Here is a 13,967-nt window from a genome sequence, read left to right on the forward strand (position 1 = left end):
ACGCAAAGACTTATCGCCACCTTTCTCGATGCTGTGGTATGCCACTCCGCCTCGACAGGGAGCGGTTCGTTGCAACGATGGAAGAACAAGCCCGCATCGGGGCGACCGAGGCGGGTGGGCTTCACCGGCTCGCGCTATCGGACGAGGACAAGGAGGTACGGGACTGGTTCACCGAGCGGATGGAGGACGCCGGCCTCGCCGTCCGCGTCGACGAATTCGGCAACATGTTCGGGCGACGGGAGGGGACGAACCCGGACGCGAACCCCGTCCTCGTCGGGTCGCACCTCGACTCCCAGCCGTACGGCGGCATCTACGACGGTCAGTTGGGCGTCATCGCCGCGCTGGAATTCGTCCGGTCGCTGAACGACGCCGGCGTGGAGACCACCCACCCGATAGAGATAGTCAACTGGACGAACGAGGAGGGGTCGCGCTTCCAGCCGGCGATGCAGGGGAGCGGGGTGTGGGCCGGCGCCCAGGACATCGAGACGGAGTACGCGAAGACCGACGAGGACGGCGTCTCCTTCGTCTCCGAACTGGAGCGAATCGGCTACCGCGGCGACGACCCCGCCGAACCGCGCGAGGAGTACGAGGCGTACCTCGAACTCCACATCGAGCAGGGGCCGTACCTCGAGGAGAACGGGAAGGAGGTCGGCGTCGTCACCGGCATCGTCGGATTCACCTGGGGCGGGCTGACGTTCCACGGCGAGGCCGACCACTCCGGGCCGACGCCAATGCACTACCGATCGGACGCGCTGGTCGCCGCCGCCGACGTCATCACCGCTGTGCGCCGAATCCCGGGGACGCTCGGCGAGCGAACGGTCGGGACGGTGGGGTACGCGAAGGTCCACCCGAACTCCATCAACATCATCCCCGACGAGGTGACCATCACGTGGGGCTTCCGTGACCCGGACGACGAAATCATCCAGGAGGCGTACGAGCGCGTCCTCGCGGAGGCCGAACACGCCGCCGACCGCGAGGGTGTCGACTGGGAGCACGAGGAGCGCATGCGTGCCCCGAGCGTCACCTTCGCGGACACCTGCGTCGACGCGGTCCAGACGGCCGCCGACGACCTCGGCCTCGACAGCATGCGTATCTTCTCGGGCGCCGGCCACGACGCGACCCACCTTCACAGCGTCTGTGACACGGGGATGGTGTTCGCGGTGAGCGAGAACGGGAAGAGCCACAACGAGTCCGAGTACACCTCGTGGGACGACTGCTACGCGGCGGCGTCGACGCTCGCGGAGGCCGCGGTCAACCTCGCGGGTCGGGGTGACGAGCCCGAGGAGGCGGCGCGATGAGCGACCCGACCTTCGACCGCCTCGGCATCTGGAACTGGGAGCGTCCGGACATCCGCGACGAGATTCGCTACGCACAGTACGCCGAGGAGAAGGGGTTCGACACCGTCTGGCAGGGCGAGTCGAGGCTGGTGCGCGACGCGATGACGGTGATGGGGGCGTACACGCAGGTCACCGACCGCATCAAGTTCGCGCCCGGCGTGACGAACTGCTACACCCGAAACGTCGCGCTGATGGCCCAGACGTTCTCGACGCTGCACGAACTCTCGGGCGGCCGGGCGATGCTCGGCATCGGCGCGTGGTGGGACCCGCTCGCGAGCAAGGTGGGAATCGACCGGCAGAACCCCCTCCGCTACATGTGGGAGTACTGTACCGTGCTCCGGCGCCTGCTCGACCTCGAGAACGTCACCTACGACGGGCAGTTCATCCGGGTCGAGGACATCGAACTCGACCTCGTGCGGGCGAACGCCGACCCGCGAACGGTGCCCATCTACATCGGCGCGACCGGGCTGACGATGAACAAGATGTCCGGCGAACTCGTCGCGGAGGGGGTAGTCGACGGGGTGTACATGAACTACCTCATCCCGCCCGAACACAACGAGAAGGCGATGGCGAAACTAAAAAAGGGCGTCGAGAAGCGTGGCGGGAGTATCGAGGACGTGGACCGCCCACAGCTCGTCGCCGTGTCGATGGACGAGGACCGGGACGTGGCCATCGAGAACGCCCGCGGACTCGTCACCCAGTACATCGGCCAACAGCCGCACATCACGAAGGCGTCGGGTATCGACCCGGACGTCGGTGAGCAGATCGGCGAGGAACTCGGCGGCTGGCCCGCCGACGCCGAGGACATCGAGCGCGCGAGCCGCCTCGTCCCCGACGACGTGGTGACGAACGTGGTCGCCGCGGGCACGCCGGAGGACTGCGTACAGAAGGTCGCCGACTACTGCGATTCGGGCTGTACCGAGCCGTCGCTGTACTCGCTCGGGCCGAACGTCGAGGAGGTCATCGACACGTTCGCCGAGTTCAAGGCGGAGTGACGCGCGGACTCCTTTTCATCCCACCGTCTCGAGATACTCCACCACCTCACCGACCGGCCGCACGTCGGCGTACTTCGCGTTCATGTCGAAGAGGTTCGCCTCGTGTGGTTCGACCGCACGGTCGCCGACGGCGCCCTCGGGGACGACCGCCCGGTAGCCGGCCGCACAGGCGTCGACGACCGAGGCCCGGACACAGCCACTCGTAGTGCAGCCAGCGACGACGACGGTGTCGACGCCCCACGCGACGAGCGTCGACCCCAGTTCCGTCTCGTGGAAGGCGCTCGCCTGGCGCTTGTTCAGGGTGTGGTCCCCTTCCTCGACGGCGAGGCGAGCGTCCAACTCGACCCACTCCGAACCCGCCGTGAGCGTGTCGAGTCGGGGTATCTTCTCGCCCCAGACGCCGAAGTCGGCGCCGTCGGGGTGGGTACTGACGATGCGCGTCAGGACGACCGGCACGTCGCTCCCGTGAGCCGCGTCGAGCAGGCGGTTCGTGCGCTCGACCACGCCCGAGAGGTCGCCGCCGAGCGGGTTCGTCGCGTCGGTGAACCCCCGCTGGAGGTCGACGACGAGGAGGGCCGGCCGGTCGCCGTAGCCGACTCGCTCGTCCATACCGGCCCGCTCGTACACGGCCGACTTCGTCGCCCCGTCGGTCCCGTTGCCGTCGCCGTCGGTGTCACTGTCGGTCATCCCTCGACCGTTCGGCGCGTTGTGTGATAGCTTTGGTCGCTATCGCCGTCCCGGAGTGGTGGCGGCGAAGTGCGCGTTGACCGACCCGGTCCGAACTGAACACTTTTGTTCGAGGCGTGGGTTCGACTACCATGGCTCGACTCGACGGCAACACGGCGATAGTGACGGGTGCGACGAGCGGTATCGGTCGCGGTATCGCGCTGGGCCTCGCGGAGGCGGGGGCGACGGTCGCGGTCAACTACCCGCCGTTCGACGGGGAGAGCGACCGTGCCGCTGCGGTCGTGAACGATATCGAAGCCGGCGGGGGCGAGGCCGTCGCTCTCGAGGGGGACGTGAGCGACCCCGAGAGTGTCGAGGCGATGGCCGAGGCGTTCACCGCCGAACTCGGTGTGCCGGACGTCGTGGTCAACAACGCCGGTATCGTCACGCAGTCGCCGCTCGCCGAGATGTCCGTCGAGATGTGGGACGACGTCGTGGACGTGGACCTTCGCGGGGTCTTTCTCGTCACTCGGGCGTTCCTCCCCGGGATGCTGGAGTCCGGTGGAGGTTCCGTCGTCAACGTCGCCTCGCAGTTGGGCATCAAGGGTGCCGAGGAACTGGTCCACTACTCCGCGGCGAAGGGCGGGGTCATCGCGTTCACTCGAGCGCTCGCGCGGGAGGTCTCTCCCGACGTTCGCGTGAACGCCATCGCGCCCGGTCCAGTCGAGACAGAACTACTCGGTGACCTCTCCGAGGAGTGGCGCGCGGCCAAGGAAGCGGAACTCCCGATGGGTCGGCTGGGCGAAGTCTCGGACGTGGTGCCGACGGCGGTGTTCCTGGCGAGCGACGACGGCGCCTACTACACCGGTCAGACGCTCAGTCCCGACGGCGGCGACGCGATGCACTAACGACGGCCCTCTCGGTCCTTGCTACCGCACCCCGTGGTTTTATGAGGGTGTGCGGGTATCTCGGTGGTAGATGGCAACGAAGACCGCGCGTACCGGCGAGGTTTCCGACAGTTCGGGGGTGGCTTCGCTCTTCGAACGTATCGACATGAAGCATCTGCTGCTGGTGTACACCGCGCTCATCGCCGCGTACATCTACCTGCCCATCCTCTCGGTCATCGGCTTCTCGTTCAACTCCGGCGGGCTGACGTTCCCGTTCGTCGAGTTCACGACCCAGTGGTACTCGGCGCTGCTGGCGAACGACGCGATGATGTCGGCGGTGTACCGCTCGCTCCAGCTCGCGGTCGTCGTGATGCTCATCACGACCGTGCTGGGTACGGCTGCCGCGCTCGCGTACCGGTACGAGTTTTGGGGGCAGCGTGGGCTGCTGTTCCTGCTCATCCTCGGCATCATCACGCCGGGCATCACCTACGGTGTCGGCGCCACGCTGTTCCTCAACGAACTGCTCGGGTTGAGCAAGGGGCTCTGGCTCGCGGTGCCCGTCCACGTTGTCTGGACGCTCCCCTTCGCCGTCATCGTCCTGCTCGCCGGGTTCCCGCCGAACCTCGCCGAGAACGAGGAGGCCGCCCGCGTGATGGGGGCGAACAAGCTCACCGTCTTCAGACAGATAATCCTGCCCCAAATCGCGCCGACGGTGCTGGGCGCGGCGGTGTTCGCGTTCACCCTCTCCTACAACGAGGCGACGCGCAGTCTCCTCCTGCTCGGCAACAACAACACGATGCCCCTCGAAGTGTTCTCCATCGCCTCCGCGACCCGGGCCACGCCAGTGCTGTTCGCGCTCGGTAGCGTCACCACGGTCGCCTCCACGCTCCTGTTGGGGCTGGCCGGCTTCCTCGTGTTCTACGGCTCGCGCGGTCGCTGAACGGTCGTCGGTCGAATCGACACCCGGTCCGTTCTCCCGTGTCCCGCCGCTTCGTACGCTGTGCGTGGAACTGCGTCGGGCTCGTCGGCCCCGATTTCTGACGAACAGGTAAAGAGGAAGAAGGCGACTTCGCCGTCGGCGCTACTCCCCGTCCGAGCCCTCGACGATACGAGCGCGGACCCCCTGCATCCCGTCTCTGAGCGTCAGTTCCTCCAACTCCCGAAGTTCTTCGGCCGACGCTTCCAGGGTCGCGACGTGGTTCCCCGCCAGCTCTCCGGCAGGGCTCTTGAAGCAGGTCGGGCCACAGGCGAGTAGTATCTCCTGTTCGTTCCGGTAGCCGGGGTAGAGCAGCACGTCCCCGCGGGAGGGGTAGACGGTGTGGTTCTCCCGAGGGACCCCATCGAGGTCGGCCTCGTCGATGTTCACCCAGACGGCGTGGCCGCTCCAACGGACGTGCATCAACTCGGAGTCGAGGGGGAGGAACTCGCGAAGCGCCGCTACCGACTCCGGCGCCTCGTCTTCGAGCAGGTCGCCGGCGAAGGTGTCGTCGCCGACGGTGAGCTCCAGCCGGCTCATTGTGCCGTCCACCCCCCGTCGACGGAGAGCACGTGCCCCGTCACGAAGTCGCTCTCGTCGCTCGCGAGGAACAGCGCGGCGTCGGCCACGTCCTCCGGCTGCCCGAAGCGCGGCCAGGGGGTCCGGCGCTGCCAGTCCTCGAGAAGGTCCTCGTCGGTCTCGCGCCACTCGGCGTTCTGGGCCGTCTCGACGATGCCCGGCGCGAGCGCGTTGACGTTCACCTCCCGGTCGGCGTAGTCGAGCGCCATCTGCCGGGTGAGGTTCGACACCGCTCCCTTCGAGGCGCAGTACGCCCCGCTCTGCCCGCCGCCGACCAGACCGTAGATGGACGAGAGGTTGATTACTTTCCCGTTTTCGCTCTCTTCGAGGTGAGGGAGCGCCGCCTTACAGCAGTGAAAGAGCCCCCGGAGGTTCACGTCCATGATGGCGTCCCACGCCTCGGTCGGTGTCTCGTCGACGGGGTACTGATAGTAGATGCCGGCGTTGTTCACGAGAACGTCGAGGCCGCCGAACTCGGAGACGGCGGTCTCGACCATCGCCTCGATGTCCCTCTCGTCGGTCACGTCCGTCTCGACGTACGTGTACTCGGCGTCGACTTCGTCCAGTTTCTCGACCACCGACCGTTCGCTCTCCAGTTTCGGTTCCCTCCGAACGTCGGCGAGGACGACGCTCGCCCCCTCCCGACCGAAGGTCGTCGCGATGGCGTTCCCGATGCCGGAACTCGCTCCGGTGACGACGGCCACGCGGTCCGCTAGTCGTGCCATACACACTCTACCGAGGTGGGCGACATGTAGCTATCGACGGGGTCGACCGGAGGGGTTGAGCGACCGATTGCAGAGGGGGTCGACACCCGCTCACCAGTCGTCGAAGAACCGGCTCACGTCCTCGGCCTCGTCGGCGACCGCGAGAGCCAGGAGAAGTCTGATTCGCGCCTTGTGTGCCGGGAGGTCGTCGCCGGGGAGCGCACCGTGACTCGCGAGCGTCGCGCCACCGCCGCCGGTCCCGTACTGTGGGGCGACCCGTCCGGCGAGACAGCGCGAGGTGACGACCACGGGGACGCCGGCGTCGACGGCGTCGGCCACGGCGTCCCCGAGCGCGGCGGTGACGTTGCCGAGCCCGGTACCTTCGACGACGAGACCGTCGACCCCCGCGTCGAGCGCGCGGCGGACCTGTCGTCCGTCGACGCCTGCGCCGGTCTTGACCATCTCTACGTCGAGTGTGGCGGTCGTTTCGAACCCCTCGCCGTCGATGGGGAGGGCTGCGGTGTGGCTCCCGGGCGGACGGGTGAACCGGACGCCGTTGCCGTCGACGTGTGCGACGGGCCCTGCGTCGGGCGAGGCGAACGTTTCCAGTCGGCTGGTGTGGGTCTTCGTCACGTCGCGGGCGGCGTGCAGCGTCTCGTTGAACGCGAGATACACTCCACCTTCGCCCGCGAGGCGCTCGTGGGCGGCAGCGCGTACGGCGGCGAGGAGGTTCGCGGGCCCGTCGGGGCTCACCTGGTCGGGTCGACGCTGGGCACCGGTGAACACGACGGGCACCGGAAGGTCGAGCAGGAGGTCGAGTGCGTACGCCGACTCCTCCATCGTGTCCGTACCGTGTGTGACCACCACGCCGTCGGCGCCCGCGTCCGCCGCGTCGAGCGCGGCGTCGTGAAGCGTCCCGAGCGTCTCGAAGTCCATGTCGAAGCTCGGGCGTTGGGCGACCTGCTCGACCGTCAGTGACGCGTACTCCTCGATTTCGGGGACGGCGGCGACCAGTTCCTCGCCGCCCATCTTCGGCGTCGCACCGGCCTCGCTCTCCGTGCTCGCGATGGTCCCGCCCGTACTCAGTACCGTCACCTGTGTGTCCATCTCGTCTCGGAGGTGGACCAAGTACGGGTTAGCTGTTTCGCCGAAATGGGGTAAGACCCCGCTCGTAGGCATCGGTTCGTCCCGAAGGCATCGGACTATCTCGAAGAACGTGTATTATTCGGGGTCTCAGCCATTGACCCCATGTAGTAACTATAAGTAGTATCAGCGTCAGCATCTCTCATGGGTAACGGTATCAGTAGGCGCAACTTCATGGCGAGTACCGGTGCAGCCGCTGGCGCGGCTGGGCTCGCCGGATGTACCGGTGGAAACGGCGGCGATGGAAACGGGAGCGGTGGCGGTGGCGGTAATGGGAGCGACGGTGGCGGCGGTGGCGGCGGCGGCACCTCCGACGGCTCCCGCCCGATGAAGTGGATGGGGCCGGCGTGGGCCGTCCGCGACGGCCAGAAGGAGAAGTTCACCGAGATGACCGGCATCCAGATGGAGACGACGAACGCCGACATCCCTACCACACAACAGAAACTGCTGAGCGGCGACCGGGAGACGTTCGACGCGTTCTCCATCGACACCTCCGGCTCCGGGGCGATGACGAAGGACAACGACGCCAGCCTCCCGGTGCCGAAGGACGCACTCGACAAGTGGGACGAGAGCAAAATCACGGAGCTGTTCACGAACCCCGGAGAACGCGTCGACTACCTGGGTGCACAGACCGACACCATCCTCTCCGAACTGTGGGCCGACGAGGACCGGACCCAACTCCGGTTCCCCCCGCACGTGTACAACTTCGACGCCATCGGGCTCAACCCGAAGATGGTCGACGAGAGCTCCGTCTCGAAGTGGAGCGCGCTGTTCGACGAGCAGTACAAGGGGCGGGTGGCGATGGGCGCCGTCTCGGCCATCACCATCCCCGAGGCGCTAATGCATCTGATGGACAACGACATGATGGACGGGTCGGTCGGCGACCTGAACGACCCGTCGGAGGACCAACTCGACACGGCGGTCGACTTCCTCATCAAGCAGAAGCAGGGCGGCCAGTTCCGCTCGACCTGGGTCGCGTACGGTAACTCGGTCAACCTGATGTCCAGCGAGGAGGCGGTCATCGGCGACATCTGGCAGCCGGCCTGCCTCGACGTCCGCCGCGCCGGAACGCCCTGCACTTACGCGACGATGAGCGACGGGGTCCAGGGGTACCGCTACTGGTTCGGCGGAATCGCCCCGGTCGCCCCCGGCGCAGAGAGCCGCGGCAACGTCGACGAGGTGCACACGCTCATCAACGACGTTCACTACGGCGCGTGGTTCCCCGGCTACATCCAGGGTTGGGGCTACTCCGTCCCGCACTACCCGAACAAGGAGCTCGTCCGCGACGGGTCCGACGACTCCGGTGAGGGCATGGGGCCGGAGTACTACGACTGGGCGTACGAAGGGAAGGCGACGTACCAGGCGGTCGACGACCCCGGCCTGTTCGACCCCCAGCAGTACGAGTGGTCGATGGAGGAGGGCAGCCCCGCTTCCGACGGCCAGAAACGCAACAGCGGCCCGGTCGAGGACCGCATCGACCGCATCGGCTTCTTCCAGAAGTGGCCCTCGAACGCCGACTACATGCTCGAGCGCTGGAAGGAGTTCACGAGCGCGTAACTCCGGGAACCGGCTTTTTACCAACAGATGCCTGATAGTCACAGTCACATGGCGAGTCAAGAGACGAACGACGGTACGGTACAGCAGGGCGGAGCGCCGCTCGCGGAGCGGGTCAAACGCGCGAGCTTCGGCGAGGTCCAGGCGCTGGTCGGTCCGACGGTCGCCTGGTTCGCGCTGTTCCTCATTGCGCCGCTGCTGGTCATCCTCTACTACAGCTTCCTGACCTACACGAGCTTCAGCGTCGAACACACGCTCACGCTCTCGGCGTGGGAGTCGGTGTTCGAGCCGACCATCTACGACGTGTTCCTGCGGTCGCTGGTCATCGGCGTCGCGGTCACCGCCGTGACGCTGCTGTTCGGCTACCCCCTCGCGTACTACCTGCGGTTCTACACCAGCCAGAACGGCGGCATCCTGCTGCTGCTGTTTCTGGTCATCCCGTTCTGGACCTCGGCGGTCGTCCGGACCATCGGCTGGTACCCCATCCTCGGGCGCACCGGGGTGGTGAACAAGCTGCTGGTGTCGTGGGGGCTGGTGGAGGCGCCGCTCGGGTGGCTCCTGTTCTCGCCGTTCTCCCAGATCGTGGGCTATCTCGCGGCGTACGTGGTGTTCATGGCCGCGCCCATCTACATCTCGCTGTCGCAGATCGACGAGGACTTGCTCGACGCCTCGGAGACGCTCCGGGGCAACCCCGTGGAGACGTTCCGCTACGTGACGCTCCCGCTGTCGATGCCCGGCGTCGTCATCGGCGTCATCTTCGTGTTCGTCCTCTCCATCGGGGACTTCACCGTCCCGCAGTTCCTCAGCGGCGGTGAAGGGACCATCACGACGCTCATCTACCTCTCGGTGAACAACGGACTCAACTACCCCGACGCGGCCGCGCTCTCCATCGCGCTGCTCGTCGTCATCTTCGCCATCGTCTACGTGTTGACGCGCTTCGTCGACATCAGCCAAATCGCGAAGAGTTAGAGCCGAACTGCGATGCGGCCTTTTTCGACGTGCTCCACGTCCCAGTGCCGACGGCGGCTGTGACGGCCGGGTATCGGCTGGCTCGACGTCGGAGATGGCGGAACGGCCACCTTCCGAGCCGTCTCATGTCGCGTGCATCGACTCGGTCAGCTCCGACCGTGACGAGCGCGAGGACCACGACGACGGTGGCAGGAGCCGCTACCGAGCCGATGGTGCCAAAAAACAGCGACCGCGAATCGGACTACCTCGTCAGTTCGTACACGCCCGAGTCGTCGAGGCGGGCGCTCCAGCCGGGATTGACGACGATGGTCGTCGTATCCTCCTCGACGACTGCGGGCCCCTCAACGTCGACGTCGACCGGGATGGCGCTCCCGTCGTACACCGGCGTCTCGACGAAGCCGTCGGTCTCCTCGAAGTAGGCCTCGCGAGTCGCCACCCGCGCCGTCTCGGCGTCGTCGCCGGTCGGCAGCCCACCCGAGATATCCGGCGGGTCCACTCGACCGATGGCGACGCTCTCGACGTTGATCAGGTCGACCCCCGTCTCGGGTTCAGCGTAGGTGTACAGTTCCTCGTGGCGCTCGTCGAACGCCTCGCGGAGTTCGGAGAGCCACTCGTCGGTTATCTCCGTCGCCGGCCGCGTCACCTCACACTCCTTGATCTGGTTGCGGTAGCGCATCTCGAAGACGCGCTGGAGACTGATATCCGCCTCGTCGATGCCCTCGGCGCGGAGCTGCCCGACCCCTTCCGCTTCCAGCTCGGCGAAGCGGGCCTCGAGGTCCGCGGGGTCGATGGCCTCGACCGGCGAGGGGTAGGAGGCCAGGCGGTTGTGCTTGTAGTTCGAGACGACCTCGCCGTACGCACACAACACGCTCGAGGTCTTCGGGACGAGCACGCGGCCGATGCCCAGTTCGTCGGCGAGGCCGGTCGCGTGGGCGGGACCGGCGCCGCCGCCGACCACCATCGCGAAGTCACGGGGGTCGTGGCCCTTCTCGATGCTCACCTGCCGGATACCGTCGACCATGTTCTTGTTGACGATTTCGAGGATGCCGGCGGCGGCCGACTCGACGTCGAGCTGGGAGTCGGCGGCGACGTGTCCCTCGATGGCTCGCCGAGAGGCGTCCGCGTCTATCTTCATGCGTCCGCCCAGTAGCTCCTCCTGGTTGAGGTAGCCGAGGACGACGAGCGCGTCCGTCGTCGTCGGCTTGGTCCCGCCGCGGTCGTAGCAGGCGGGGCCGGGGTCCGCGCCCGCACTCTCGGGGCCGACGGTGAGCACACCCCGGTCGAGCGACGCCACGGAGCCGCCACCGGCGCCGATGGTCTCGACCTGGAGCATGGGGAGCCCCATCCGGTAGCGCATCAGGTCGAAGTCCTTCCGTATCTCGGTGGAGCCGTCCTTCGTGAGGCTCACGTCGAAGCTCGTCCCGCCCATGTCCACCGTGATGACGTCCTCGGAGCCGAACTTCGCGCCGAGGTGGCGACCCGCCGCCGGGCCGCCCGCGGGGCCGGAGTTGATGGCGTACGCCGGGCGCTCCCGGAGCCCCTCGCTGCTCGTGATGCCGCCGTTGGCCTGGATGTAGCGGGTCTGACCCTCGAACCCGTTCTCCTGTAAGTACCCCTCGACGCGCTCGACGTATCGGTCGAGGGTCGGCTTCACGTACGCGTTGACGACCGTCGTGCTCGTCCGGGTGTACTCGCGCACTTGGGGCAGGACGTCGACCGAGAACGACGTGTGGACGCCCGGAAGCTCCTCGGCGAGTATCTCGCGGACGCGCTCCTCGTGACTCGGATTCTCGAAGGACCAGACGAGCGAGACGGCGACGGCGTCGACGTCGGCCTCGCGGAGACGCTCGACGGCGTCGTACACGTCCGCCTCGTCCAGCGGAGCGTGCTCGCTCCCGTCCGAGAGTACGCGCCCGCCGACCGGCACCCGGAGGTGGCGAGGCACGAGCATCTCCGCCATCGGGTAGGTCATGTCGTAGCGGTGGCCGTCCTCCTTGTGGCCCAGCCTGATTTCGAGGGAGTCCTCGTGGCCCTCGGTGCAGAGTAACCCGACCTTCGCGCCGGTGTGTTCGATGAGCGCGTTCGTCGCCACCGTCGTCCCGTGGATGACGATGTCGATGTCGGCGAGCAGTCCCGGTACGTCCGTGTCGAGGTCGTCTGCGACGAGCGCCAGTCCGTCCTTCACGGCCTGCGCCGGGTCGTCCGGCGTCGATGGTGTCTTGTACACCGATACGTCGCCGTCGCCGGCCAGCACGAAGTCGGTGAACGTGCCACCGCTGTCGATGCCGAGGCGGTACATCAGCGCTCACCTCCCGGAACCGGGCCACTCTCCTCCGGGCTCTCGTTCCCCCGGCCCGCTCGCAGTCGTTCGGTCTCCGCCTCGTCGACGCTCCCGTCTTCCCGCACGGCGACCCCGTACTCCTCTCTTGCGCCCTCGTGCGTGACGATGCCCTGTTTCACGTCCTCGGCGACGGCCTCGACGGGCCGGGTCGTTGGGTCACCGACGCCCCCGCCACCGGGGTTGTAGTTCCGCGCGCGCTCGCCGGGGGCGACGGTGAGGATGGCGTTCTCGCGGTACTCCTCGACCTCGCCGTCCTCGCCTTCGTGTTCGACGCGGCCGAGTTTGGGTTCGCGCAGGGTATTGTAGGCGCCGAGTGCGTTCGGCGTCTCCGTCTTCCGGGCCTCACCCCACATGATGACCTGCATCTCGTGGTCGCGCGGTTCGACCTCCCAGATGGTGCCACACCCGCCGCGCTGTCTACCTGCCCCGCCGCTGTCCGGGCGCAGTGAGTAGCGGTGGAGGACGATGGGGTACATGTGCTCCATAATCTCCACGTCCCCGCTGGAGAGGGCACCGAAACAGCAGAGCGGGCCACGGGAGTGCCAGCCGTCCATGTCGTGGGCGGCGCCGGCCCCGCTGATGATGGAGGCGAGGACCATCGTCGTGTAGGGGGTCCCGCGCTCGGGGTTCTCCCCCGCGATGTTCACGCCGCTCGTGTGTCCCCACGAGGCCACGGCGCGTTCGGGAACCGCCTCTTCGAGCGCCGTCCGTACGGCGTCGGTGATGGTCTCGCTGGGCGTCGTCGTACAGTTGACGTGCGGGGCCGGCGTCTCGGCGTTCGTCACGGTTCCCGGCTCACCGACGTCGACGGAGATGGGTCGATAGAGCCCCTCGTTGTACGGCGGGTCGAGTTGGAGAAGCATCATGAACCCGAGGTACACCCCGCTGACGGAGTTGGCCTCGTAGGAGTTGATGTAGTACGGCACCTGTTCGGGCGACTCGAGTTCGACGCTCGCCTCGTCACCGTCGACGGTGACTCGGGCCGTAATCTCGATTTCGCCGAGTCCGTGGCCCGAATCTTCGAGCGGGACCGTCCCCTCGTAGGTGCCGTCGGGGATGGTCTCCAACTCCTCGCGCATCGCCGACTCCGCGCGGTCGAGCAGGCGGTCGAAGCAGGCGTCGACGGTCTCGCCGCCGTAGCGGTCGACCAGTCGCTGGAGGTGGCGCTCGCCGATGTTTACCGCGCCGTACTGGGCGTTGAGGTCGCCCTTCCAGTCCTCTTCAGAGCGCACGTTGGCGAGCAGGAGGTCCCGGACGTCCTCGCGGACCTCCCCGCCCTCCCAGAGTTTGACGGGCGGAATCCTGAGTCCCTCCGCGTATATCTCGGTCGCTTCCGGGTTGTAGCCGCTCGGGACGGGCCCGCCGATGTCGGTGACGTGACCCTTCGAGACGGTCCAGTAGCGCAACTCGCCGTCCACGAAGACGGGTTTGTACATACAGCAGTCGAGGATGTGGCTCCCGCTGTGGGCGGGGTCGTTGTGGTACATCACGTCGCCCTCGGCAACGTCGCCCTCGAAGCGTTCGATGACGGCCTTCGTCGCCGGCATCAGGCTCCCGAGGTGGATGGGGATGTCCTGGCCCTGAATGAGCATCTGGCCCTCGGCGTCGAACAGGGCGTTCGAGTAGTCGCGGGCGATGTTGAGCACGCTCGACCGAGCGGTGTGCATCATCGTCGTCGTCATCTCCCGCTGGGCCGTCTCCAGGGAGCCCTGGACGACCGAGAGGGTGATGGGGTCTATCTCCGGCATCACAGTTACTCACACGCACGGCGTCTTAGCTGTAGCGGAGAGTCGGGCACCTCGGTCGGACCCGTCGG

General features: G+C 67.2%; 12 protein-coding genes. 6 read left to right on the forward strand and 6 right to left on the reverse strand.

The features are described from left to right. The first annotated feature begins 38 nt into the window (after positions 1-38). Complete coding sequence (locus N5095_RS02455; RefSeq protein ID WP_267620695.1) at positions 39-1,298, forward strand: Zn-dependent hydrolase; 1,260 nt, start codon at positions 39-41, stop codon at positions 1,296-1,298. Next, a complete protein-coding gene (locus N5095_RS02460) occupies positions 1,295-2,332 on the forward strand; it encodes an LLM class flavin-dependent oxidoreductase (protein ID WP_267620697.1) in 1,038 nt (345 codons plus the stop codon). Before N5095_RS02455 ends, N5095_RS02460 begins: the two co-directional genes overlap by 4 nt. A 15-nt stretch (positions 2,333-2,347) precedes the next feature. Here the strand turns inward: N5095_RS02460 and N5095_RS02465 are convergent, their stop codons facing one another. Then, a complete protein-coding gene (locus tag N5095_RS02465) occupies positions 2,348-3,019 on the reverse strand; it encodes an isochorismatase family protein (RefSeq protein ID WP_267620698.1) in 672 nt (223 codons plus the stop codon). Positions 3,020-3,150: 131 nt separating this feature from the next. On the opposite strand from N5095_RS02465, the gene N5095_RS02470 reads away from it, so the two are divergent. Together N5095_RS02470 and N5095_RS02475 are read left to right on the forward strand one after the other, a co-directional pair. After that, positions 3,151-3,906 (forward strand): SDR family NAD(P)-dependent oxidoreductase, encoded by a 756-nt coding sequence (locus N5095_RS02470; protein ID WP_267620700.1) that lies wholly within the window; start codon positions 3,151-3,153, stop codon positions 3,904-3,906. Positions 3,907-3,976: 70 nt separating this feature from the next. After that, positions 3,977-4,825, forward strand: a complete 849-nt coding sequence (locus N5095_RS02475) for an ABC transporter permease (RefSeq protein ID WP_267620703.1) — start codon at positions 3,977-3,979, stop codon at positions 4,823-4,825. Between the two features lie 141 nt (positions 4,826-4,966). On the opposite strand, the gene N5095_RS02480 is transcribed toward N5095_RS02475, so the two are convergent. The 3 genes from N5095_RS02480 to N5095_RS02490 form a co-directional block, all read right to left on the reverse strand. Next, positions 4,967-5,401: a DUF3830 family protein gene (locus N5095_RS02480; RefSeq protein WP_267620706.1), complete on the reverse strand. Its 435-nt coding sequence runs from the start codon at positions 5,399-5,401 to the stop codon at positions 4,967-4,969. Beyond that, positions 5,398-6,165, reverse strand: coding sequence for an SDR family NAD(P)-dependent oxidoreductase (locus N5095_RS02485; protein WP_267620708.1), 768 nt, complete (start codon positions 6,163-6,165; stop codon positions 5,398-5,400). Before N5095_RS02485 ends, N5095_RS02480 begins: the two co-directional genes overlap by 4 nt. A gap of 90 nt (positions 6,166-6,255) precedes the next feature. Continuing rightward, positions 6,256-7,251, reverse strand: a complete 996-nt coding sequence (locus N5095_RS02490) for an asparaginase (RefSeq protein ID WP_267620710.1) — start codon at positions 7,249-7,251, stop codon at positions 6,256-6,258. A 180-nt stretch (positions 7,252-7,431) separates the two neighbouring features. Here N5095_RS02490 and N5095_RS02495 point away from each other — a divergent pair, with 180 nt between their 5' ends. After that, positions 7,432-8,844: an extracellular solute-binding protein gene (locus tag N5095_RS02495; RefSeq protein ID WP_267620712.1), complete on the forward strand. Its 1,413-nt coding sequence runs from the start codon at positions 7,432-7,434 to the stop codon at positions 8,842-8,844. A 48-nt stretch (positions 8,845-8,892) separates the two neighbouring features. After that, the gene (locus N5095_RS02500) at positions 8,893-9,810 is read left to right on the forward strand and encodes an ABC transporter permease (RefSeq protein ID WP_267620714.1); all 918 of its coding nucleotides are present in this window, start codon (positions 8,893-8,895) and stop codon (positions 9,808-9,810) included. 241 nt (positions 9,811-10,051) lie between these two features. On the opposite strand, the gene capA is transcribed toward N5095_RS02500, so the two are convergent. Further along, on the reverse strand, positions 10,052-12,109 hold the full coding sequence (gene capA, locus N5095_RS02505) for a caprolactamase subunit alpha (RefSeq protein WP_267620716.1): 2,058 nt from the start codon (positions 12,107-12,109) through the stop codon (positions 10,052-10,054). Continuing rightward, a complete protein-coding gene (gene capB, locus N5095_RS02510; RefSeq protein ID WP_267620718.1) occupies positions 12,109-13,899 on the reverse strand; it encodes a caprolactamase subunit beta in 1,791 nt (596 codons plus the stop codon). The genes capA and capB overlap by 1 nt, the downstream gene beginning before the upstream one ends. Positions 13,900-13,967 lie beyond the last annotated feature (68 nt).

The sequence above is a fragment of the Halobium salinum genome (assembly GCF_026586625.1).
Taxonomy (GTDB): domain Archaea; phylum Halobacteriota; class Halobacteria; order Halobacteriales; family Haloferacaceae; genus Halobium; species Halobium salinum.